This window comes from Williamsia sp. Y721 (genome assembly GCF_059683565.1).
In genome coordinates this window covers 562,761-585,670 of the sequence record NZ_JCASNH010000004.1, presented here as the reverse complement: position 1 = coordinate 585,670, position 22,910 = coordinate 562,761, and the positions used below count along the sequence as shown (strand labels likewise).

Below are 22,910 nucleotides of genomic sequence, written 5' to 3'. Positions count from 1 at the left end.
CCGAACCGCCGCGCGTGCGGCTGGGATGAATGTCACCGTCTGCGGACAGGCACCGGTGCACCACCTGCAGTAACGGGCATGAAAGGATGGGTTTCAACACCAATCGCCGCGATTCAGGAGGCCATCACTATGTCAGCCGCTAACCCTAACTTTGAGGCTCCGGACCGGAACTTGGCGATGGAACTCGTGCGCGTAACCGAGGCCGCCGCACTGGCGGCCGGACGCTGGGTTGGCAAGGGCGACAAGAACGGTGGCGACAAGGCTGCGGTCGACGCGATGCGTCAGCTGCTGTCCACCGTCTCGATGCGCGGCGTGGTTGTCATCGGCGAGGGCGAAAAAGACGAAGCACCGATGCTCTACAACGGTGAAGAGGTCGGCAACGGCGAAGGCCCCGAGGTCGACGTCGCAGTCGATCCCATCGACGGCACCACCCTGATGGCCGAGGGCCGGCCCAACTCGATCGCCGTGCTCGCGGTGTCTGAGCGCGGCACCATGTACGACCCGTCGGCCGTCTTCTACATGGAGAAGATCGCTGTCGGCCCGGAAGCTGCCGGTGTCATCGACATCACCGCATCGGTGGAGTTCAACGTGCAGGCCGTGGCCAAGGCCAAGGGCATCGAGATCGCCGACCTCACCGTCGTTGTGCTCGATCGTGAACGCCACGAAGGACTGATCGGTGAGATCCGGGCCGCAGGCGCCAAGGTGCGGCTGATCTCCGACGGCGACGTTGCCGGTGCCATCTCGGCCGCACAGGCCGAGAGTTCTGTCGACATGCTCATGGGCATCGGTGGCACCCCCGAGGGCATCATCACCGCGGTTGCGATGAAGTGCATGGGCGGCGAGATCCAGGGCAAGCTGTGGCCGCGCAATGCTGCCGAGCGGCAGAAGGCACTCGACGCCGGGCACGACCTCGACCGGGTACTCAAGACAGAAGACCTCGTCAGCGGCGAGAACATGTTCTTCTGTGCCACCGGCGTCACCAACGGCGACATGCTCCGTGGCGTGAGCTACCGCGCCAACGGTGCCACCACCCGCTCGCTGGTGATGCGCTCGAAGTCGGGCACCATCCGCACCATCGAAGGCCGCCACACCCGCGCCAAGGTCGGCGAGATCTCCACCAACACCTCCAGGGCCTGACCCTTCCGCTCCAATCGTGTCTGTCCGGCGACCACACCCCGCGGTGTGGTCGCCGGATTTTTTGTGTTCGAACAACTTCGGATCTTCAATCCGCACAACCTCTGACGAGGCGCGGTGGGTCGCAGCTATACGATGCTGTGCGTGAGTAAACCAGCCTCCGCCCCAGAGTTTCTCTACTCCGATCTGCTCCCGATCGACGGCGATGACACCCCGTACCGACGGATCACCACGGAGGGGGTGTCGACGCTAGAGGTCGACGGTCAGACCTTCCTCAAGGTCGACCCGGAAGCCATCAGGAAACTGACAGCCGAGGCGATGCACGACATCAGCCACTACCTGCGTCCGGCTCACCTTGCGCAGCTACGCAAGATCATCGACGACCCCGAGTCCTCCGGAAACGACCGTTTCGTCGCACTGGACCTGCTCAAGAACGTCAACATCTCTGCAGGCGGCGTGCTGCCGATGTGCCAGGACACCGGCACCGCGATCGTGATGGGCAAGAAGAGCGAGGGTGTGCTGACCGGCGCCGACGACGCCCAGGCAATCTCCCGCGGTGTGTACGACGCATACACCCAGCTCAACCTGCGGTATTCGCAGCTGGCACCGCTGACCACGTACGAAGAGAAGAACACCGGCTCCAATCTGCCTGCCCAGGTCGAGATCTACGCGACCGAGCAAGGCCCCAAGGGCCCCGAATACAAGTTCCTGTTCATGGCCAAAGGCGGTGGCAGCGCGAACAAGTCGTTCCTGTTCCAGGAGACCAAGGCCATCCTGAACCCCGAGGGAATGCTCAAGTTCCTCGACGAGAAGATCCGCTCGCTGGGCACCGCGGCCTGCCCGCCGTACCACTTGGCCGTCGTCATCGGCGGTACCTCGGGTGAGTTCGCGCTCAAGACCGCGAAGTACGCCTCGGCGCACTACCTGGACAATCTCCCGACGTCGGGGTCGATGTCGGCGCATGGGTTCCGGGACCTCGAACTCGAGGAAGAAGTCTTCAAACTGACCCAGTCCTTCGGGATCGGCGCACAGTTCGGTGGCAAGTACTTCTGCCATGACGTCCGCGTGGTCCGTCTCCCCCGGCACGGTGCGTCGTGTCCCGTGGCGATCGCGGTCTCGTGCTCGGCAGACCGGCAGGCGCTCGGCAAGATCACCGCCGACGGGGTGTTCCTCGAGCAACTCGAGACCGACCCGGCGAAGTACATGCCGGCCGCCGGTGTGGCCGAAGACATCTCCAGTGGCGAGGTGGTCGAGGTCGACCTCAACCGCCCGATGACCGAGATCCTCGCGCAACTCTCGCAGTATCCGGTGAAGACCCGCCTGTCGCTGACCGGTCCACTTGTCGTGGCCCGCGACATCGCCCACGCCAAGATCAAGGAACGCCTGGACGCAGGCGATCCGATGCCCGACTACCTGCGCAACCATCCGGTCTACTACGCCGGACCGGCCAAAACCCCCGAGGGCATGGCGTCGGGTTCATTCGGCCCGACCACGGCCGGCCGCATGGACAGCTACGTGGAGCAGTTCCAGGCCGCCGGTGGGTCAATGGTCATGCTGGCCAAGGGAAATCGTTCCAAACAGGTCACCAGCGCGTGTGACACCCACGGCGGTTTCTACCTCGGTTCGATCGGCGGTCCGGCCGCACGTCTGGCACTCGACTGCATCAAGAGCCAGGAGGTCATCGAATACCCTGAACTCGGCATGGAAGCTGTGTGGAAGATCGAGGTAGAGAACTTTCCGGCCTTCATCGTCGTCGACGACAAGGGCAACGACTTTTTCACCGATCCGGGCGGCGCCATCACCGTTCCACTCGGTGGCGTCAGGATCCGATCCAAGGAGCGCTGAACATGACTGAGCAGGCCTATCGCATCGAGCACGACACCATGGGTGAGGTCCGGGTTCCGGCCGACGCACTCTGGCGTGCGCAAACCCAGCGCGCGGTGGAGAACTTCCCGATCAGCCACCGTCCGTTGGAACGGACTCAGATCCGTGCGATGGGCCTGCTCAAGGCCGCCTGCGCACAGGTCAACAAAGATCTCGGTCTCCTCGACGCGGAAAAGGCCGACGCGATTGTGGCCGCCGCCAAGGAAATCGCCGACGGTCGCCACGACGACCAGTTCCCGATCGATGTGTTCCAGACCGGTTCGGGCACGAGCTCGAACATGAACGCCAACGAGGTCATCGCGTCAATCGCCAAGGCGGCCGGAGTCGAGGTCCACCCGAACGACCACGTCAACATGTCGCAGTCGTCGAATGACACCTTCCCCACCGCGACGCACGTCGCCGCCACCGAGGCTGCTGTCACCGATCTCATCCCGGCCCTGCAGCATCTGCAGAAATCGTTGGCGGAGAAGGCAACCCAGTGGCGCACCGTGGTCAAGTCCGGCCGCACCCATCTGATGGACGCGGTGCCGGTCACCCTCGGTCAAGAGTTCGGCGGGTATGCCCGCCAGATCGAGGCCGGTGTCGAGCGGGTCACCGCGACCCTGCCTCGCGTCGGTGAATTGCCCATCGGCGGCACCGCTGTCGGCACCGGCCTCAACGCACCTGCCGGATTCGGCACCAAGGTCGTCGCCGAGCTGGTCAAGCTCACCGGCGTGGACGAACTGGCCCTGGCCAAGGACAACTTCGAGGCGCAGGCCGCCCGCGATGGACTCGTCGAACTGTCGGGCGCCTTGAAGACGGTGGCGGTCTCGCTCACCAAGATCGCCAACGATGTCCGGTGGATGGGTTCGGGCCCGCTCACCGGTCTCGGCGAACTCCGGCTCCCCGATCTGCAGCCCGGCAGCTCGATCATGCCCGGCAAGGTCAACCCGGTGCTGCCGGAGGCGGTCACCCAGGTCGCCGCGCAGGTCATCGGCAACGACGCCGCCGTCACCTGGGGTGGCGGCAATGGCGCGTTCGAGCTGAACGTCTACATCCCGATGATGGCCCGCAACGTCCTCGAGTCGCTCAAGCTGCTGGCCAACGTGTCGCGGTTGTTCGCCGATCGCTGCATCGCCGGACTGGTCGCCAACGAGGACCGTCTCAAGGAACTTGCCGAGTCGTCGCCGTCGATCGTGACCCCGCTCAACAGCGCGATCGGCTACGAGGAGGCCGCCGCGGTGGCCAAGGCGGCCCTAAAGGAGAAGAAGACGATCCGGCAGACCGTGATCGACCGCGGCCTGATCGGCGACAAGCTCTCCGAGGCCGAGCTCGACGAACGTCTCGATGTCCTCAAGATGGCCAACCTGGATCGCGAACGCTGACCCCACCCCGATGTTGTGCCCTTTCGGCGAGGCTGACCTGGGCTTTTGCTCGCCAAAAGGGCACATCTTCGGTTACGGTCGGTTGTGCTGATTCCGTTTCCCACCGACTGGCATACCGCGTTGGTGCTCGTGCCGCATCCGGATGATCCCGAGTACGGGGTCGCGGCGGCGGTCGCCAAGTGGACCAGTGCGGGTAAGAGCGTTTTCTACGCGCTCGCTTCCCGTGGCGAGGCCGGAATCGAGGGCATGCCACCGCAGCAGGCCGGCCCGGTCCGCGAGGCCGAGCAACGAGAATCTGCCCAGATCGTCGGTGCTCAGGCGATCGAGTTCTGGGACTTCCCCGACTCCGCCATCACCAACGATCCCGATCTGCGCCTTCGAATCGCCGAAGTGATCACCCGGGTGGGACCCGAGGTCATCGTGTCGATGTACGGCGGCCCGCAGTGGGGGCCGGGGATGCCCAACCAACGCGACCACCGGGAATTTGCTGCCGCAGTCTTGCAGACCTACGACAGTCTGGGTACCAAACCGCGGTGGCTTTTCGAGGGGAGCCCCGATGCCACCCACGCCGAAGAGGTCGACAGCGAAGCGATCGAGACCGCGGTGAGGTCACTGGCCGCACATGAGGCCTACCTCGCGACCCTCGACCCGGTCACTCCGGTGATCAACCAGGCCCGGGCCCAGACCGAAATGGCCACCGCCGCCCGCGAAGACTTCGACGAGCGCCACGCGGTCACCTTCGAACTCAAACGCAGAACCCGATGATGTGCCCTTTTGGCGGCCCCCACCTGGGGAAACGTTCGCCATAAGGGCACATCATCGGGGTGGGTCAGGCCAGGCCGATATCGATGATCGGCTGACGGGCCGGGTCGAGCCACTGGACGATCTGCTTCATCACGTCACGATCGATCGCAACGCAGCCCCACGTGGGCTCTTCGTTGGTGACGTGCAGGAAGATCCCGGACGCGTAACCGTCGACCCGCTGCGGATTGTGGGCGATGTTGACGACGTAGTCGTAGACCTCTCCGGTGGCGAGGATGTTCTCGCTGTCACCGCCGGGATTCTCGACCTGCCGAACGTGCGTGTTGTAGGTGGGTGATCCGGGAAGGGCGTCCCACCAATCCTGCTCATCTGCCTGGAAGTACGGCATCTTGGTGCCGGGATCGGGTTGGTTACCGAAGGCCTGGTCCAGGGCGAAAATACCCATAGGCGTCCGCCACACGCTGTCACGAGGGATGCCGATGCCTTCGGCGCCGAGATCGGCCCGGGTCGGTTCGACGACCTGGATCCACGTACCGGCTTCGTCCCGTTCCCAGGCGGTCAGCGTGGCGACGGTGTCGTAGATGGATTCCGAGGTCACCTTGATCATCTGGGTCGACAGCGGGAACGACTCCGGGGTGTACACCTCATCGGCCTGTGCCGATGAGGGCACCACCATTGCGGAGACAACCACACACGCGGTAGCCAGTGACACCACTGGCCCCATCAACCTCTTTGACAACTTCAGCACCTGCTGATTATGCCAACTCGTAAGCCAAAGCACGTATCGGTGCGATCACGGGACTGCACTAATCTGGTCACTGCCGACCCGACGCGCACTCCGCTCCCGGGGCCGGCACCGATGAAGAGAGTTCGAGGGTATTCATGCCGCTTGCCGTGGGCACCATTTTTGCCGGTTACACAATCGAGCGCCTACTGGGCGCCGGTGGCATGGGTGAGGTGTATCTGGCTAAGCATCCCCGGCTGCCACGGTCGGATGCCCTCAAGATCCTGCCCGCCTCCCTGCCCGGATCCAGTGCCGCGTCCGACGAGAACTACCGGCGCAGGTTCGTGCGCGAGGCCGATCTGTCGGCAAAGCTCTGGCATCCGAACATCGTGGCAGTACACGACCGTGGCGAGTACATGGGTCAACTGTGGATCAGCCAGGACTACGTTCCGGGCACCGACGGTGCCGAACTCCTGGCCATCTACCCGACCGGCGTCCGCCCGACGCTTTGCCTGCAGATCATCACCGAGGTGTCCGCGGCACTCGACTACGCCCACGGCCAAGGGCTGCTGCACCGCGACGTCAAACCCGGCAACATCATGCTCACCGACGCAACACCGCACCGGGTCATGCTCACCGACTTCGGCATCGCCCGTTCACTGGCAGATGTCGGCGACCTGACCACCACCGGGGTATCGGTCGGCACAGTCGCCTACTCCGCGCCCGAACAACTCCGTGGCCTACCGGTGGACGCACGCGCCGACGTCTACGCCCTCGGATGTACCGCGGTCGCGTTGCTCACCGGCGCTCCTCCCGGATCCGGCCGCGAGCTCCCGGCCGGTGTCGCGCCGGTCATCGACCGGGCCCTGGCCCCTGCGCCCGCGGACCGCTATCCCACCTGCGGGCAGTTCGCCCACGAACTGGCGGCCGCACTGAACCTGCCGGACGCGCCGCCCGTCGAGACGTCTGCACCCGACCCACACGCCTCACACCAGGCGCCTACGCTCCTGGGGTTGCCCTCGGTCGCACCGCGCACCCAGACCGGACCACCACAGGAACCCGAACGGCAGGCCTCCAGCTCTCGCACTCCCCCACCCACGCAGCACTACACGGCCGCGCCGCCTGCCCCGCAACCACCGCACCATCCGCCGCCGCCCAGTGGTTCCCGTACCCGGACACCCTGGATCGTCGGCGGCATCGCAGCCATCGTCGTACTCGCCCTGGCAGTGATTGCCACAGCCGTGTTCTGGCCCGACGACAACACCGATGCGGCAGGCACCGCCGCAGCCACCGCGAACACCACAACCGAGACCGTCACGGCCACCGCGCAGGTCCCGCCGACACAGCAGACCCCGCCGACCGATGTCTCGGCGACCGCCGAGACGGTGACCCCGACCAACGCCGCCGATCTCGGACTCTCGGTGCCGATCAGCACACCCGCGTGCGACGGCACCGCGATCATTGTGGTCGCCAACGCCACCAACCCCAGGACATACCGAGACGAGATCGCGCGAGCTCTCGACAACAATCCCGGCGCGCAGTACCTGCGCACCGATCAGTCGTGCCCGTCCCTGCGCCCCAATGATGACAACGGCAAGCTCATCTATGCCGCCTATGTTGTTGTCGGGCAAGGTAAATCGGCACTATGCAACGCATTGTCCGACTACCCCGCCAACCGGTACGGCAAACTCCTCGACACCGCGAGCGACCCGGATACCAACGTCAAGCGGAACGATTGCTGAGCCTCACCGGCCTGTAAGGCCCTACACCCCAACCGTTTTCGCGCTGCCCACCAACTACCACCAGCGGACAGCGCGAAAACAGATAGACGACACGGCCCGCTCGCTACGCTCCCGGCGCTGCGCCTGACTTCGCCCGCTCGCTACGCTCCCGGCGCGCTGCGCCTGACTTCGCCCGCTCGCTACGCTCCCGGCGCGAATTCCTCCAGCATCTCGGTGACCAGCGCCGCAATCGGCGACCGCTCACTGCGGGTCAACGTCACATGCGCGAAAAGCGGGTGGCCCTTGAGCTTTTCGATCACCGCAGCGACACCGTCATGCCTGCCGACCCGCAGATTGTCGCGCTGGGCGACGTCGTGGGTGAGCACCACCCGCGAACCCGATCCGAGGCGGGACAGCACCGTCAGCAACACGTTGCGCTCCAACGACTGCGCCTCGTCGACGATCACAAACGAATCATGGAGTGAGCGACCCCGAATATGGGTCAGGGGAAGCACTTCGAGCATGCCGCGGCTGAGAACCTCTTCGATCACCTCGGTGGATGCCAGCCCTTCGAGAGTGTCGAACACCGCTTGCGCCCACGGTCCCATCTTCTCCGACTCGCTGCCAGGCAGATAGCCGAGGTTTTGTCCGCCAACGGCATAGAGGGGCCGGAACACGACAACCTTGCGCTGGGTACGCCGTTCGAGCACCGCTTCGAGGCCGGCACACAAGGCCAACGCGGACTTGCCGGTACCCGCTTTGCCACCCATCGAGACGATACCGACACTGTCGTCGAGGAGAAGATCCAGCGCCACCCGTTGTTCGGCGCTGCGCCCACGCAACCCGAACACCTCGCGATCACCGCGCACCAACTGCACCTGCTTCTGCGGGTTCACCCGTCCCAGCGCGCTGGAGTTGTTGCCGAGCAAACGGATCCCGGTGTGGCAGGGCAGATCCCGTGCGGTGTCGAGGTCGACCACACCTTCGGCGAACAACGTGTCGATCACTGACGAATCGACGTCGACCTCGGTCATCCCGTTCCAGCCCGAGGCCACCACATCCTGAGCGTGGTATTCGTCGGCGGCCAGGCCCACCGCGCCGGCCTTGACACGCAGTGGGGTGTCCTTGGACACCAGGACAACATCTCTGCCCTCGGCCCGCAGATTCAAGGCGCAGGCCAGGATTCGGGAATCGTTGCTGTCCGTGCGGAACCCGGCAGGCAGGACCGCCGGATCGGTGTGGTTGAGCTCGACCTGCATGGTGCCACCGACAGTGCCGATGGGGATCGGTTGATCGAGGCGCCCGAACTCCAGCCGCAGATCGTCGAGCATGCGCAATGCTTCGCGAGCGAACCAGCCCAGTTCGTGGTGGTGGCGTTTGCCTTCCAATTCACTGATGACAACCAGCGGAAGAATCACATGGTTCTCAGCGAAACGTGTTGCCGCCCAAGGGTCGGACAACAGCACGGAAGTATCGATGACATACGTACGGGCGTCGCGTGCGGTCACGAAGGGCTCCTCGGTCTGGGTGGCACCACTCAGACGTGTGTTGCGGCCGGTCCGGTTCTGGTTTCAGCGGCTAGGTGCAGCTGTCACGAGGACCGGGGCCGGTCCCCTCGTACTCACATAAGCAAGTCAACGATCGAACCTCCCGGACGAACCGCTTCCCCGCGGCCCGTCAAACGTCAAAGTACGCCCAACCCGGCGTGTCGGCGCGGTGGAGGCACCCCGTGTCCGTGAATAATCGGTTAACTGTTCCGCTGGCGGATCAGTCGAGATTCTGCGCCTCGCCCACCCCGGGCACCACCGCCCGAGAACCCAAAAACCCCGCTCCACCGCAGCTGTGGCTGCGTGCAGAGCGGGGTTTGGTGAAACCAGATGAACCGCGTACTTACCGGCCGGCGGCGGCCAGGACACGCTGACGTGCGGCCTCGCTGGTCTCGTCGAGACCATCGAGAGACTGCAGCTTGAGATCGTCGACCAGAGCGGTCGCGACGAACTTCACGGCATCGGCGTTGAACGGTGCGATGGGCTCGAGGTCACCGAAGTCGTTGATGTCGGCACCGATCAGTTCGAGCTCGGTCAGTGCACGGTCAACCGACTTGATCAGTTCGGTCACATTGGCATCGACGCCGGCGTTGAGGAAGTTGGTGAAAGTCTTCGCCTGAACGCGGTCGTCATGCACGATCTTCTCGACGATCCCCTTCAGGACGTCACTGTCGGACGCCTCGAGGAGCTTCTCGCCGAACGACACACACTGCAGCTCATGCACCGCGAGCAGTGCCAACACGTCGAGGATCTCGTAGTCGGTCACCGACGCGGGCGTCTGCAATTTGCCCTTGGTCATGTGGTGCAGCCGCAGGGTCTCGGCAGCTTCCGGATCCATCAGCCGCGACACCACGAGGTAGTCGCGCAGCGCGATCGCATGACGATTGTCTTCGGCGGTCCAGGTTCCGATGACCTGCTGCCACGCACCGAAGATGGACGCCTTCTGCGCCATCAAACGGTGGTAGGACGGCATGTTGTCCTTGGTGAGAAGCAAAGCCAGCACCGCTTTGACCACATCGGCAGGCAGCGGGGACGGCTGGTTGGGATCGAAGTCCTCGCCACCCAAGAACGCGAAGTTCTTGCCCTCGGCCCACGGCACGAAATCGTGCGGGTTCCATGCCACTGCCGCTGCGTTGTGCTCTTCCATGATTTCCGGAATCGCCTTTTCCAAGGCGTAGAGCAGTTCGTCCTGGGTCAAATCATTCACCCAGACAGCCTAGAGGTCGACCCGCGATATGCGAAACCAATCGCCCGAACACCGAACCCACCAATTTCGGTCAAAACCAACTGTGGTTCGACCGGAAGAGGTGGGTTCGGTTGTGCTGTCGGGCGGGGGCTCAGCGGTGGGTGCTGAGCAGGCCCCAGTCCTCGAGTCCCTCGTACAGCGGGAAGTCGAGTGCGAGCTGCGAGACGCGGGCCCGCAGCGCAGAGACATCCGCGCCCTGGCCGGCAGCCAGTGCGGTGCCGATGATGTCGGCAACCTCACGGAACTGCTCTTCACCGAAGCCGCGAGTGGCCAACGCGGGCGTACCGATCCGGAGGCCGGAGGTCACCATCGGCGGACGCGGGTCGAACGGCACCGCATTGCGGTTGACGGTGATGCCGACCTGATGGAGCAGGTCTTCGCCCTGCTGGCCGTCGAGGTTGCTGTTACGCAAGTCGACCAACACCAGGTGCACGTCGGTGCCGCCGGTCAGGACCGACACACCGGCCTTGGCGACGTCCTCACCGTTCAGGCGCTCGGCCAGGATGCGGGAACCGTCGAGGGTGCGCTGCTGGCGCTCCTTGAACTCCTCGGTGCCTGCGATCTTGAGCGCCACGGCCTTGGCTGCGATGACGTGCATCAGCGGGCCACCCTGCTGGCCGGGGAACACTGCGGAGTTGAGCTTCTTGGCCCACTCCTTCTTGGCCAGGATGATGCCCGAACGAGGACCACCGAGGGTCTTGTGGACCGTCGACGACACAACATCTGCGTACGGAACCGGCGACGGATGCAGTCCGGCGGCGACGAGTCCGGCGAAGTGGGCCATATCGACCCACAGGTGCGCACCGACCTCGTCGGCGATGGATCGGAAGGCCGCGAAATCCAGGGTCCGCGGATACGCCGACCAGCCGGCGACGATCACCTTCGGCTTGGTGTCGAGGGCGACCTTGCGCACCTCGTCCATGTCGATGCGGAAGTCTTCTTTGCTCACGCCGTAGAACGCGTTCTCGTAGAGCTTTCCGGAGAAGTTCAGGCGCATGCCGTGCGTCAGGTGACCACCGTGGGCCAGGTCGAGGCCGAGCAAGGTCTCGCCGGGCTCCATCAGCGCGGCCAGGACCGCAGCGTTGGCCTGCGCACCGGCATGGGGCTGCACGTTGGCGAACTCCGCACCGAACAGCTCTTTCGCCCGATTGCGGGCGATGTCCTCGATGACGTCGACGTATTCGCAGCCACCGTAATAGCGGCGTCCGGGGTAGCCCTCAGCGTATTTGTTGGTCAGCACACTGCCCTGGGCCTGCAGCACCGCGCGCGGGACGAAGTTCTCCGACGCGATCATCTCCAGCGTATCGCGCTGACGGGTCAGCTCGCCGTTCATCGCGGCCGCCACATCCGGGTCTAGCTCAGCCAGGGATGCGGTGTTGACGTCGGTCATTTGTCTCCTTCAGACGCTGCTGCGCGGGCGAATCGGCACGTTCAGTGTAAGAGACCGGGCGGACACCGATTACATGCCCTATTATTCGCCGCCCTCCGTGCTGCTTTTCCGCGCGAACTCGGCTACACCCCGGTAGCCAACTCCGCCCGCAGACGCCCCGGTGTCAGCGGCTCGTCGAGCAGCCGGCCGAAGCGCACCAGCCGATCCGCCGCAGGCGCGACGTCCAACCACTCCTGCAGCAGGCGGTACCCCTCGACGTAGGTGCTGATGTACGCCCGCCACAACGGTGACGACAGGAAACGCAGCATCTGCCGGGCCCGTTCGTCGGTGGCGAGTAGCCAGGTCTGCAAATACGTCGCAACGGTGTCCTGATCGGCGCCGCGGTCGTGCAGTAGCAATGCCGCGTCCTGTCGCACGCCGAGCAATCCAGCGGTGGCCCTGCCGATGGCATTGGCGCGCTCACCGTCGAACCGCAATCCGAGGTCGGCGTAGATGTCCTGCGCCCACAGGCCCCACTCGGACCCGATCGCGGCGCTCAGCGCATGGTCGGCGAGACCTTCTGCCATCAGGCATTGCGGGGTGTTCACCAGGAAGATCGACTGCTCGACCTGACCGGAACCGACCAGCAATTGCTCTTTTCGGCAGTGTTCGGTGTGGTGACCCGGATACGCCTCATGTGCGATGAGGTGCGGCAGCGACGACATGTGCTGGGTGAGATCACCATTGATCGCAACCTTGGACCGGTAGTCGCCCAGGTAGTAGTTGAAGCCGGACCACGGCTTGTCGCTGACCACCTCGAAGTCGACGATCTCCGACTCTGGCAGCGCGTAGGTGCCCCGCACCCGTTCCCGCAGTGCGCCGCTGAACGCCGACACCACCTCGGCGACCCGGTCCTGCGGGATCTCCTCGGCCCGTTTGTGCGCGGCGTAGCGCTCTGCGAGATCACCGGTGCCGGGCAGCAACTCATCCAGTTCGGTGTGGGCGCGGCGATAGGTGTCCGGATCACCCATCGTGATGTCGACGTCGAAATAGTTGCGGACTTCCTCGACGAACCCGATGTCATCGCCTGCGAACTTTCGCGCCGAACATTCGAGTGCCCGCAGCGCCGAATCGACGAACTCGGTGCGTATCTCACCCAATCCGGCGCCAGGGAGTTCATCGCGCAGCGAAGCCGCCTGATGGGCAAGGTCTCTCGGATCGGGTGCCGGGGCGTTCTCGACCTCTCGTCGCAATGCCGGATCACCGGTGAACGCGTCGACGAAACCCTCTTCGAGACGATCAAATGCCAGGCCCAGCCGCAGATACCGCGACGTGATCGCTTCGTTGTGCATGGGGTCAAACGCTACCGAAGTGACCCCGGAGTTGTTGCCCTCGGATGCATTCGCAAGGATGACTCCATGCCGCGGGTCCCACGGATCGAAAGTTGACATGTCACGGATAACCGAGCCGAGTCCGTATATCGAACTCGATCGCCGCCAGTGGCGAGATCTGCGCCAATCGATGCCGATGGTGCTGACCGAGAGTGAGCTGCGCGAATTGCGCGGCCTCGGCGAACAGATCGACCTCACCGAGGTCGCGGATGTCTACCTGCCGCTCTCTCGTCTGATCCACCTGCAGGTTGCTGCCCGGCAACGCCTGTTCGCCGCGACGGCCACCTTCCTCGGCGAACGCAAACCCGAGCGACAGGTGCCGTTCATCATCGGTGTCGCAGGCAGCGTGGCGGTGGGAAAGTCGACCACCGCCCGCGTGTTGCAGGCGCTACTCGCCCGCTGGGAATCCCACCCCACCGTCGACCTGATCACCACGGACGGATTCCTCTACCCCACCGCGGAGTTGGAGCGCCGCGGAATCATGCACCGCAAGGGTTTCCCCGAGTCCTATGACCGCCGGGCCCTGCTGCGATTCGTGACCGAGGTGAAGTCGGGTGCCCGCGATGTCTCGGCTCCGGTGTATTCGCATGTTTCCTACGACATTGTCCGCGGCACCAAACACCATGTGCGCCAACCCGATATCCTCATCGTCGAGGGACTCAACGTGCTCCAGACCGGAGCCCGGCTGATGGTGTCGGACCTCTTCGACTTCTCGATCTATGTCGACGCCAGGATCGAAGACATCGAGGACTGGTACATCACGCGGTTCCTGGCCATGCGGACCACGGCCTTCGCCGATCCGAACTCACACTTTCACCACTACTCGTCACTGACCGATGATCAGGCGACACTGGCGGCCCGCGACATCTGGAACGGCATCAACCGGCCGAATCTGGTGGAGAACATCCTGCCGACGCGTCCCCGGGCGACGTTGGTGCTTCGCAAGGACGCCAATCACGCGATCAATCGGGTGCGTCTACGCAAGATCTGAGGACAACGGGGTTCTGTCGGAACCCCGGCGCTCACTTACCGAATCGGCGGCTGCGGGCACCGTAGTCACGGAGCGCACGCAGGAAGTCGACGCGACGGAACGCCGGCCAATAGGCGTCGGTGAACCAGATCTCGGAGTACGCGCTCTGCCAGAGCAGAAAGCCCGAAAGGCGTTGTTCACCAGATGTTCTGATCACCAGGTCGGGATCAGGCTGGCCGCGGGTGTAGAGATTCTGGTCGATGGCGTCCACGGTGACCGCATCGACCAACTCTTCAGGGGTATCGCCGGCCGCGATCCGGTCGGTGAGCAGCGAACGCACCGAGTCCACGATCTCCTGGCGACCCCCATAGCCCACCGCCACGTTCACGGTCGGGCCGACCCGGCTTGCGGTCTGCTGTTCGGCGGCCTTCAGCCGACTCGACACCTCGACCGGCAGTTGATCAAGCGCGCCAACCACTTTCACGCGCCACGGCTGACCGGGCGCGGAGATCTCCTCCACGATGTCCGGGACGATCTGCATCAGCGCGCCGAGTTCTTCGGTGTCGCGACTGAGGTTCTCGGTCGAGAGCAGGTAGATGGTGACCGTCGAGATGTCGAGCTCACTGCACCAGGTGAGAACTTCGGCGATCTTCTGCGCACCGACCCGATGCCCATGATTGACGTTCTCGAACCCGGCCTCACGTGCCCATCGACGGTTGCCATCACAGATGATCGCGATGTGACGAGGTATACGTTCCGGATCGAGATAGTGGGTGAGCCGACGCTCGTAGACCCGGTACATGGGTCCACGCATGGCGTCGGGAATCAGCTTCACTGGGTACACCTTACGCGGCGTGGAGATCGGTCGATGCTTACCTGGGCTACCGTAGATTGTGGTCTCCTCCGAACTCGCACGACTCGCCGAATTGCAGCCCCGCATGCGGGGTTGGATTCACCTGTACGCCGGCTTCACCGCCATCGTCACCGGGATCGTGCTCGTCGCCGTCGCGTGGGCGATGGTGGGCCCGATGGCCGCCTTGGCCTGCGGTATCTACGCACTGACGGTCTGCGGGGTCTTCGGGGTCAGCGCCACCTACCACCGGGTGAACTGGACCACCGACGCCGCCAAGATGTGGATGAAGCGGGCCGACCATTCGATGATTTTCATCTTCATCGCGGGCAGCTACACACCGTTCTGCGTGATCGGGCTGGAGCCGCCCACCCAGACGGTGGTGTTGATCATCGTGTGGGCCGGGGCACTGGCCGGGGTCACCCTCAAAATGCTCTGGCCCAGCTCACCGCGCTGGCTCGGTGTGACGCTTTACATCATCCTTGGCTGGACGATCATTGCCGTCGCACCGACGCTCATCGACTCGGTGGGTGTCACCGTGCTGGTACTCCTGGCCGTCGGCGGATTCTTCTACACCGTCGGTGGTGTCCTCTACGCGACGCAGTGGCCCAACCCGTGGCCGAGCACCTTCGGCCACCACGAGTTCTTCCACGCCTGCACCGTCATTGCGGCGCTGGTCCACTACGTCGCGGTGTGGCTGGTGCTGTTCAGATAGCGGCGGTCGGGGCCTTGGCTGCCGAAAGTGTCTGCACCACAGCAACCGTGGCATCCCAGTCCATGCACTTGTCGGTGACCGACTGGCCGTAGGTCAGCACCTCGGCGTCCGGCGACTGCGCACCCGCGACAAGGAAGCTCTCCAACATCACGCCGCTGATACCGTGCTGACCGCCGACGATCATCTCTGCGATGTCGGTGGCGACCACGGCCTGCTGGATGTGGTCCTTGCCCGAGTTGGCGTGCGAGCAGTCGACCATGACCAGTTCCGGCAGTCCGGCCTTGGCCAGTGCAGCGAGCGTGGCGGTGATCGAGTCGACGGCGAAGTTCGGTCCCGCTGTACCGCCTCGCAGGATGACGTGGCAGTCCTCGTTGCCCGCGGTCTCGACGATCGCGCCCCGGCCGAAGTCATCGACACCGAAGAAGACGTGCTCGGCGGCAGCAGCTTTCACTCCGTCGACGGCAACCTGGATGTTGCCGTCCGTTCCGTTCTTGAAGCCGATCGGCATCGACAGACCCGACGCGAGCTGGCGGTGCACCTGCGACTCGGTGGTCCGGGCGCCGATCGCGCCCCATGCGACAGCGTCGGCGATGTACTGCGGACTCGTCGGCTCGAGGAACTCGCAGCCGACGGGCAGACCGAGGTCGATGATGTCGAGGAGCAACGCGCGGGCGGTACGCAGACCGCGCTCGACGTCGAACGAACCATCCATGCCCGGGTCGTTGATCAGGCCCTTCCAACCGACGGTGGTGCGAGGCTTTTCGAAGTACACCCGCATCACGATCTTGAGCCGGTCGGCGTGCTCGACGGCCAGCGACGCGAGGCGACGTGCGTAGTCCAGCGCGGCAACGGTGTCATGAACCGAACACGGTCCGACGATGACGAGCAGGCGGTCGTCGCGTCCGGCAAGGATGTCGGCAATCTCATCGCGATCGCGCTGCACGACGGCGGCGCGGCGATCGGTCAACGGCAGTTCGGCCCGCACGGTGTTCGGTGACGGGATCTCGCGGAAGGCGCGGATACGACGGTCGGACGTCTCGGGTCCGACCAAGGTCGCCTGCTCGGCCTGCGGGGTGGTGGTTTCGCTACTCATGATGCGTGCCTTCCTGATTTCGGCGAGCACCTGCACTCATGTAACCGGTGCCCTGACAAAGAAAAAAGCAGCGACCATGGTGGTCACTGCTCGGGGCTCCGGGTGTTGGCGCGCGTTTAGTACAGCGCAGTATCGGCGGCTCCACCCGGAGCCTCGATAAAGCGCCAATAGGCACCAGCACAAATGATGTTCACGTCGGCCAACGTAGCACGGCGCTCACCTGCCACCCAAAACGCCTGTCCACCGCAGGACTGCTCCGGCCCGATGACTCCCTCAGGGATGACCTCGATCGATCACCCTGGACAGCACGATGATGCTCTCGGAGTGATCGACGGTCTCGGCGGCCCGGATCCGTTCGAGGGCCACCTCCAGGTGCTGGACATCGCGCGCGACCACCCGCAGGATCGCGTCGGCCGGACCGGTGACCGTGGCAGCGCTGACCACTTCGGAGATGTGTTCCCACGATTTGGCGAGGATGTCCGGGGCGATGGTGCCCCGGCAGAACACCTGGACGTACGCCTCCGTGGTCCATTGGAGCGCCGCCGGATCGGTGACGACGGTGAATCCGCGGATCACACCCGACGACACGAGACGATCCACCCGCCGCTTCACAGCCGGGGCCGACAGCCGCACGCACTCCCCGATCTGCGCATAGGTTTGCCGTGCATCACGAGTCAGAGCGCCCAAAATCGCCTCGTCGATCTCGTCCAGCTCAGCCACCGGCCACCCCTCTTTCGCTTCACGCAACAGATCTTTCCATTGTGCCAGATTGCGCAATAGATAGTTGGCCTCAACACAACGCACGCAGATTGATTGCGTCACAGGGGCTTCCTACGATCAATGAGTGACCCTCACCGAGTTCGCGCACGCCACCAGAACCGATCGAGTCGCCTCACCGCGTAGGTACGCGATGACCTCGCCGGTCCACTTCGAGGTCACCTACCAGATCAACCCGTGGATGGACCCGAACGTGGCCGTCGACACCGCACGGGCCTACCAACAGTGGAACACGCTCCGCCAGACGTATATCCAACTGGGACATTCTGTTTCAGAAATACCCCCGGTTCCGGGGCTACCCGACATGGTCTACGCGGCCAACGGAGGACTGATCGCAGGCGGCGTCGCGATCGCGGCCGAGTTCCGCCATCCACAGCGCAAACCCGAGGCCGCCGCCTATGCGGCCTGGATGAACAAATCCGGCCTGGGGCCGGTACGGACGGTCTCCGGAATCAACGAGGGCGAAGGCGATTTCCTGGTGGTCGGCGATCGCATCCTGGCGGGCACCGGTTTTCGGACGGACCGCACCACCCACCAGCAGGTGCAGCACCTCACCGGACTCCCGGTGATCAGCCTCGAACTCGTGGATCCGAGGTACTACCACCTCGACACCGCACTCGGTGCGCTCGATGCCGACACCATCACGTATTACCCCGCCGCGTTCTCCGAGAGCGCACACCGCCTCCTCACAGATCTCTACCCCACCGCGATAGCGGCGGACGACGCCGACGCCGCAGTGCTAGGACTGAACCTGGTCTCCGACGGTCTCAATGTCGTGATGACCGACGCCGCACCACATCTGGCAGCACTCCTGACCGCAGCCGGGTTCAATCCGATCGGGGTGGACCTTTCCGAATTGCTCAAGGGCGGCGGCGGCGTCAAATGCTGCACACTCGAGCTACGAAGAGACGGGGTCGAGCCATGACCATCGACATCACCCATTCCCTCGATCCGATCATCTCCTCAGCCGAACACATCACCCTGGTCGACGAATTTGCCGCACACAACTATTCACCGCTCCCCGTTGTCGCGGCCACCGCGGAGGGCGCCTGGATCACCGATGTCGAAGGCCGCCGCTACCTCGATTGCCTGGCCGGGTATTCGGCGATCAACTTCGGCCATCGCAATCGGGAGATCATCGCCGCCGCCACTGACCAACTCGGCCGTCTCACGCTGACCAGCAGGGCTTTTCACTCCGACCGTCTCGGCCCTTTCTGCCGGGATCTGGCCGCACTCTGCGGCAAGGAGATGGTGCTGCCGATGAACACCGGTGCCGAAGCGGTGGAATCGGCCATCAAGGTGGCCCGCAAGTGGGGTACCGAGGTCAAGGGTGTGCAAACAGGCCAGGCCTCGATTGTGGTGGCGGCGGGCAATTTTCACGGCCGGACCACCACCATCGTGAGTTTCTCGGACGACGAGATCGCCCGCACCGGTTTCGGTCCGTTCACACCCGGATTCCGCATTGTTCCATTCGGTGACGCCGCGGCTATGGCCGCCGCCGTCGACGACACCACCGTTGCGGTACTGATCGAACCGATCCAGGGTGAGGCCGGCATCATCGTCCCACCGGACGGCTACCTCGCCGATGTTCGTGAACTCTGCACCACCGCAAATATTTTGATGATCTGCGATGAGATCCAATCCGGTCTCGGCAGAACCGGAACCACCTTCGCCTGTGACCATTGGGGCGTGGTCCCCGACCTCTACACACTGGGCAAGGCCCTGGGCGGGGGTGTACTGCCGGTGTCGGCCGTGGTCGGCGACAGCGACATCCTCGGGGTACTTCATCCCGGCGAGCACGGCTCGACCTTCGGCGGCAATCCGCTTGCTGCCGCGGTCGGTTCGACGGTGGTGCACATGTTGGGCACCGGCTACTGGCAGGATCGTGCGGCCACGCTCGGCGTACATCTGCACGACCGGCTACGGGCGATGATCCCAGGCGGTGTCATCGCGGTCCGGGGGCTCGGCCTGTGGGCAGGCGTCGATGTCGATCCGGCACTGGGCACGGGCAAGGATCTCTGCAAGAAACTGGCCGAGCGCGGTGTGCTGGCGAAGGACACCCACGGCAGCACCCTGCGATTTGCGCCACCGATTGTCATCACGATCGACGAAATCGATTGGGCGATGGATCAGTTCGCAGCGGTTCTACACGCCTGATCCCCGCCCACTCGTCGGGGTCAGGCCAGTTGCGCTGCAAGTCCTTCGGCGGTGGTGACCGGGAGCCCACACACCGATCCACGGCAGACATAGGCGGCTGCTTCCCCGTTCACCGGGGGCCGTCCGGCCAGTAGCGGCTGAGAATCGACGACGCCACCGACCACGATGGCTCCGCCAGGCGCTCGCACGCGCGCCTGGGTGAGCAGTCCGGTGGAGTCGACGTCGGGCTGCGACACCGCGATCTGAAGTGGTCCGGCCAGACGAGCGGACGCGACGGCCAGCCAATGCCCCGCCGACCGCGGCAGCTTCGCCAGCAGCACAGACCCCCGGGCCAGGGTGTCGTCCGCAAGTGCCATGTAGGCATCGGCACTGCGCGGGGCGCGATCGATCGGTGCCAGCGGCGCGGCGGTCAGCAGCGCCTCGGCCACCAACGAGGTGCCCGCCGGTGTTGCCCCGTCGATCGGATCCCGCGGCCGTGTCAGCAACGCGTCGGCGTCCGATCCGGCGTCGTACCACGACCCGGACACCTCCGGGTCTGCAAAAAGATCAATCGTGCGATCGAGGAGATCGAGTCCACGATCTCGCCAATCCTGTTCTCCGGTCACCTGATAGAGCGCCAGTAGCGCGGTGACCAGTGCGGCGTGATCGTCGAGCATCGCCAGTGGCGCACCGGCCACACCATCGAGTGAGGACCGCCGCAGCCGTCCATCAGGCTGATGACGTGCGAGCAGTTCCCCGGCGCACCAGGTGGCCAGATCGATCCAATCGGGACGTTCGAGTCCGGCGCCGGCTTCGGCAAGTGCGGTGATGGCCATGGCATTCCAGCCGGTCACCACCTTGCCATCGATCCCCGGTTGCGGTCGCAACGCCCGGGCAACCGACAACCGCGCCCGCACAGACTCGAACCGGCCGATGTCGTCGGGGTCCGCACGTAGTTGCAACGTCGACGCACCTTCTTCGAAGGTGCCCGCCGCGGTCACGGTGAACAGCTGCGCTGCCCACTTCCCGTCTTCGTCCCCGAGTACATCGACCAATTCCTGCGGCGTCCACACATATGTCAAGCCTTCACGACCGTCGGTGTCGGCATCGAGAGCTGAGGCGAATCCGCCCATCACCTTGAGGTCGCGTTCCAGAAACCCGATAGTTTCCTCGGTGACCTTCTGCGCCAACGGATCTGAGGTGATGCGCGCCAGGTGCGAATATACCCGCAGGAGTTGGGCATTGTCGTAGAGCATCTTCTCGAAATGCGGGACCACCCAGTCCTGGTCCACCGCGTACCGGGCGAAACCACCGGCGAGCTGATCGTAAATACCCCCGCGGGCCATCACCGACGCGGTGCGGTCCGCCGTCTCGAGACCTCTCGGGTCGCCGGTGCGTTCTGATTCGCGGATCAGTCCTTCGAGTAACGCCGACGGCGGAAACTTCGGGGCGCCACCGAATCCGCCGTAGTCGCGATCCTCGTCCTCGAGGACCTTGGTCACGGCGTATGCGAGTAGTTGATTGTCGAGGGCGAGTTCCGGATCCGGCAGGCCGGCAGCGTTTGCCGCGAGTTGCTCGGCGACAGCGGCCCCCACCCGGTGGACCTCGTCCCGTTTGGAGTTCCAGGTCTCGGTGATCGCGTCGAGGAGTTGCACAAACGACGGCAGACCGTGCCGCGGTACCGACGGGAAGTAGGTGCCGCAGTAGAAGGGTTCACCATCCGGCGTCAGGAAACAGGTCATCGGCCACCCGCCCTGGCCGGTCATCGCGACCGTGGCATTCATGTAGATGGCGTCGATGTCGGGCCGCTCTTCGCGGTCGACTTTGATGCACACGAAGTGGCGGTTCATCACCGTTGCGGTGGTCTGGTCCTCGAACGACTCGTGCGCCATGACGTGGCACCAATGGCAGGCCGCGTAGCCGACCGACAACAGGATCGGCACGTCGCGCTCGCGCGCCCAGTCCAGGGCGTCGGCGCTCCACTGCTGCCAGTGCACCGGATTGTCGGCGTGCTGGCGCAGATAGGGGCTTGTCGCCTCAGCGAGACTGTTGCTGCCTCGGGTCACCATCGGTCCCGTCATCGGCGGCCTGATCGTCTTCAGGATGGTCCCAGTCGAACTTCTTCGGCAGTTTCTTGAGGTGCCGGTTCATCGACCAGATCAAGAAAACTGTTCCCACCAGCAACAGAACGACCACCAGCAATCCCAGCGGGGATGCCTTGCCGAACTCGGGGCCTTCGGGGGCGGCGAGTACGTCGGTCAACTGCGCTGCGGCATAGGTCATGTTCATCCCACAACCTCCTCATCAGCGGTGATTCCGGCAAACAGATCGGTCTCGGGAATCGCGGTCTTGACGCGGGTCTTGGCCAGCTCGAACTCTTCGGTGGGCCAGAGTCGTTGCTGCCAGTCCATCGGGACCGCGAAGAAGATTCCGTTGGGATCGATCTGCGTGGCGTGGGCCAGCAGCGCCTCATCGCGCTTCGGGAAGTAGTCGCCACAGGTCACCTGAGTGGTGACCCGGCCCATCGTGTTCCCGCGCTCGGGATCCCAATTGGACAACCACTCGGCGAAGGGACTCTCTTTGCCGATCTTCTCGTACTCGTCGGAGAACAGGATCATCCGATCGCGAATGAATCCGTGGGTGTAGTAGATCTTCGACACCGCCCAGGGCTCTCCGGCGTCGGGGAACTGTTCGGGATCGGCAGCGGCCTCGTAGGCGGCCATCGACACCTCATGGTCGCGGATGTGGTCGGGATGCGGATAGCCACCGTGCTCGTCGTAGGTGATCATCACGTGTGGCTTGAACTCGCGGATCACCTTGACCAGCGCCTCGGTGGGGATCTCCAGCGGGATGGCCGCGAACGAACCCTCGGGAACCGGCGGTTTCGGATCGCCCTCGGGCAGACCCGAGTCGACGAAGCCCAACCATTGCTGGCGGACACCGAGCGCGGCCGCTGCCTTGGCCATCTCTTCTCGACGAACCTCCGGCAGGCGCTCGACGATGCCCGGCAGATCCATCGCGGGATTGAGGATGTCGCCGCGTTCACCGCCGGTCAGGGTGACCACCAGAACGTCGTGTCCTTCGGCGGCGTATTTGGCCATCGTGGCCGCGCCTTTACTGGACTCGTCGTCGGGGTGCGCGTGCACCGCCATCAGTCGTAGTCCAACCACGCGATTTCCTCACCTTCACAACAGCCCGATATTCGGGTTCAATACTCCCACCGTCGG

19 protein-coding genes and 1 pseudogene are annotated in these 22,910 nt (G+C 64.5%); 9 read left to right on the top strand and 11 right to left on the bottom strand.

Annotation, left to right across the window (positions count from 1 at the left end):
- The first annotated feature begins 177 nt into the window (after positions 1 to 177).
- The 4 genes from glpX to AC56PL_RS22240 all read left to right on the top strand — a co-directional run bounded on the left by glpX (position 178) and on the right by AC56PL_RS22240 (position 5,147).
- Complete coding sequence (gene glpX / locus AC56PL_RS22255; RefSeq protein WP_495517942.1) at positions 178 to 1,137, top strand: class II fructose-bisphosphatase; 960 nt, start codon at positions 178 to 180, stop codon at positions 1,135 to 1,137.
- A 132-nt stretch (positions 1,138 to 1,269) separates the two neighbouring features.
- The gene (locus tag AC56PL_RS22250) at positions 1,270 to 2,979 is read left to right on the top strand and encodes a FumA C-terminus/TtdB family hydratase beta subunit (RefSeq protein WP_495518402.1); all 1,710 of its coding nucleotides are present in this window, start codon (positions 1,270 to 1,272) and stop codon (positions 2,977 to 2,979) included.
- A 2-nt stretch (positions 2,980 to 2,981) separates the two neighbouring features.
- Positions 2,982 to 4,382, top strand: a complete 1,401-nt coding sequence (locus AC56PL_RS22245) for an aspartate ammonia-lyase (RefSeq protein ID WP_495517943.1) — start codon at positions 2,982 to 2,984, stop codon at positions 4,380 to 4,382.
- An 84-nt stretch (positions 4,383 to 4,466) separates the two neighbouring features.
- Positions 4,467 to 5,147: a PIG-L family deacetylase gene (locus AC56PL_RS22240; RefSeq protein WP_495517944.1), complete on the top strand. Its 681-nt coding sequence runs from the start codon at positions 4,467 to 4,469 to the stop codon at positions 5,145 to 5,147.
- Between the two features lie 64 nt (positions 5,148 to 5,211).
- Here the strand turns inward: AC56PL_RS22240 and AC56PL_RS22235 are convergent, their stop codons facing one another.
- On the bottom strand, positions 5,212 to 5,892 hold the full coding sequence (locus AC56PL_RS22235; RefSeq protein ID WP_497155168.1) for a L,D-transpeptidase family protein: 681 nt from the start codon (positions 5,890 to 5,892) through the stop codon (positions 5,212 to 5,214).
- Between the two features lie 134 nt (positions 5,893 to 6,026).
- Here AC56PL_RS22235 and AC56PL_RS22230 point away from each other — a divergent pair, with 134 nt between their 5' ends.
- Positions 6,027 to 7,610, top strand: coding sequence for a serine/threonine-protein kinase (locus AC56PL_RS22230; protein ID WP_497155167.1), 1,584 nt, complete (start codon positions 6,027 to 6,029; stop codon positions 7,608 to 7,610).
- 179 nt (positions 7,611 to 7,789) lie between these two features.
- Here the strand turns inward: AC56PL_RS22230 and phoH2 are convergent, their stop codons facing one another.
- From phoH2 to AC56PL_RS22210, 4 genes are all read right to left on the bottom strand, one after another.
- Complete coding sequence (gene phoH2, locus AC56PL_RS22225; protein WP_495517946.1) at positions 7,790 to 9,097, bottom strand: RNA 5'-3' helicase PhoH2; 1,308 nt, start codon at positions 9,095 to 9,097, stop codon at positions 7,790 to 7,792.
- Between the two features lie 382 nt (positions 9,098 to 9,479).
- Positions 9,480 to 10,343, bottom strand: coding sequence for an acyl-ACP desaturase (locus tag AC56PL_RS22220; RefSeq protein WP_497155166.1), 864 nt, complete (start codon positions 10,341 to 10,343; stop codon positions 9,480 to 9,482).
- Positions 10,344 to 10,473: 130 nt separating this feature from the next.
- A complete protein-coding gene (gene glyA, locus AC56PL_RS22215; RefSeq protein ID WP_495517948.1) occupies positions 10,474 to 11,772 on the bottom strand; it encodes a serine hydroxymethyltransferase in 1,299 nt (432 codons plus the stop codon).
- 122 nt (positions 11,773 to 11,894) lie between these two features.
- Positions 11,895 to 13,103 (bottom strand): DUF885 domain-containing protein, encoded by a 1,209-nt coding sequence (locus tag AC56PL_RS22210; protein WP_497155165.1) that lies wholly within the window; start codon positions 13,101 to 13,103, stop codon positions 11,895 to 11,897.
- Positions 13,104 to 13,200: 97 nt separating this feature from the next.
- Between AC56PL_RS22210 and coaA the strand changes: the two genes are divergently transcribed.
- Positions 13,201 to 14,133 (top strand): type I pantothenate kinase, encoded by a 933-nt coding sequence (gene coaA / locus AC56PL_RS22205; RefSeq protein WP_482138252.1) that lies wholly within the window; start codon positions 13,201 to 13,203, stop codon positions 14,131 to 14,133.
- A gap of 31 nt (positions 14,134 to 14,164) precedes the next feature.
- Here coaA and AC56PL_RS22200 read toward each other — a convergent pair whose 3' ends face one another.
- A complete protein-coding gene (locus AC56PL_RS22200; protein WP_482138251.1) occupies positions 14,165 to 14,947 on the bottom strand; it encodes an isoprenyl transferase in 783 nt (260 codons plus the stop codon).
- Positions 14,948 to 15,050: 103 nt separating this feature from the next.
- Between AC56PL_RS22200 and trhA the strand changes: the two genes are divergently transcribed.
- Entirely contained in the window at positions 15,051 to 15,677 is a 627-nt protein-coding gene (gene trhA / locus AC56PL_RS22195) for a PAQR family membrane homeostasis protein TrhA (protein WP_497155311.1), read from the top strand.
- Here trhA and AC56PL_RS22190 read toward each other — a convergent pair.
- Both AC56PL_RS22190 and AC56PL_RS22185 read right to left on the bottom strand, forming a co-directional pair.
- Entirely contained in the window at positions 15,670 to 16,770 is a 1,101-nt protein-coding gene (locus tag AC56PL_RS22190; RefSeq protein ID WP_497155164.1) for a 3-deoxy-7-phosphoheptulonate synthase, read from the bottom strand. The two genes, trhA and AC56PL_RS22190, sit on opposite strands and share 8 nt — an antisense overlap.
- A gap of 273 nt (positions 16,771 to 17,043) precedes the next feature.
- Entirely contained in the window at positions 17,044 to 17,490 is a 447-nt protein-coding gene (locus AC56PL_RS22185) for an Lrp/AsnC family transcriptional regulator (protein ID WP_482138247.1), read from the bottom strand.
- 124 nt (positions 17,491 to 17,614) lie between these two features.
- Between AC56PL_RS22185 and ddaH the strand changes: the two genes are divergently transcribed.
- Both ddaH and rocD read left to right on the top strand, forming a co-directional pair.
- A complete protein-coding gene (gene ddaH, locus AC56PL_RS22180) occupies positions 17,615 to 18,472 on the top strand; it encodes a dimethylargininase (protein WP_497155163.1) in 858 nt (285 codons plus the stop codon).
- Positions 18,469 to 19,704 carry an ornithine--oxo-acid transaminase gene (gene rocD, locus AC56PL_RS22175; protein WP_497155162.1) on the top strand — a complete coding sequence of 412 codons (1,236 nt, stop codon included), beginning with the start codon at positions 18,469 to 18,471 and terminating at the stop codon, positions 19,702 to 19,704. The genes ddaH and rocD overlap by 4 nt, the downstream gene beginning before the upstream one ends.
- Before the next feature lie 20 nt (positions 19,705 to 19,724).
- On the opposite strand, the gene AC56PL_RS22170 is transcribed toward rocD, so the two are convergent.
- The 3 genes and pseudogenes from AC56PL_RS22170 to mca all read right to left on the bottom strand — a co-directional run bounded on the left by AC56PL_RS22170 (position 19,725) and on the right by mca (position 22,835).
- Entirely contained in the window at positions 19,725 to 21,764 is a 2,040-nt protein-coding gene (locus AC56PL_RS22170) for a thioredoxin domain-containing protein (protein WP_497155161.1), read from the bottom strand.
- Positions 21,751 to 21,972: pseudogene (locus AC56PL_RS22165) on the bottom strand (hypothetical protein); the annotation flags it as partial. The gene AC56PL_RS22170 and the pseudogene AC56PL_RS22165, both read right to left, overlap by 14 nt.
- Positions 21,969 to 22,835 (bottom strand): mycothiol conjugate amidase Mca, encoded by an 867-nt coding sequence (mca, locus tag AC56PL_RS22160; RefSeq protein WP_495518405.1) that lies wholly within the window; start codon positions 22,833 to 22,835, stop codon positions 21,969 to 21,971. The pseudogene AC56PL_RS22165 and the gene mca, both read right to left, overlap by 4 nt.
- Between the last annotated feature and the right edge of the window lie 75 nt (positions 22,836 to 22,910).

Coding starts and splice junctions, on each gene's coding strand:
- AC56PL_RS22230 (WP_497155167.1), top strand. CDS start 6,027: ATGCCGCTTGCCGTGGGCACCATTTTTGCCGGTTACACAATCGAGCGC.
- mca (WP_495518405.1), bottom strand. CDS start 22,835: ATGGCGGTGCACGCGCACCCCGACGACGAGTCCAGTAAAGGCGCGGCC.
- trhA (WP_497155311.1), top strand. CDS start 15,051: ATGCGGGGTTGGATTCACCTGTACGCCGGCTTCACCGCCATCGTCACC.
- coaA (WP_482138252.1), top strand. CDS start 13,201: ATGTCACGGATAACCGAGCCGAGTCCGTATATCGAACTCGATCGCCGC.
- glyA (WP_495517948.1), bottom strand. CDS start 11,772: ATGACCGACGTCAACACCGCATCCCTGGCTGAGCTAGACCCGGATGTG.
- AC56PL_RS22190 (WP_497155164.1), bottom strand. CDS start 16,770: ATGAGTAGCGAAACCACCACCCCGCAGGCCGAGCAGGCGACCTTGGTC.
- AC56PL_RS22170 (WP_497155161.1), bottom strand. CDS start 21,764: ATGACGGGACCGATGGTGACCCGAGGCAGCAACAGTCTCGCTGAGGCG.
- AC56PL_RS22245 (WP_495517943.1), top strand. CDS start 2,982: ATGACTGAGCAGGCCTATCGCATCGAGCACGACACCATGGGTGAGGTC.
- AC56PL_RS22210 (WP_497155165.1), bottom strand. CDS start 13,103: ATGCACAACGAAGCGATCACGTCGCGGTATCTGCGGCTGGGCCTGGCA.
- AC56PL_RS22250 (WP_495518402.1), top strand. CDS start 1,270: ATGCTGTGCGTGAGTAAACCAGCCTCCGCCCCAGAGTTTCTCTACTCC.
- glpX (WP_495517942.1), top strand. CDS start 178: ATGGAACTCGTGCGCGTAACCGAGGCCGCCGCACTGGCGGCCGGACGC.
- rocD (WP_497155162.1), top strand. CDS start 18,469: ATGACCATCGACATCACCCATTCCCTCGATCCGATCATCTCCTCAGCC.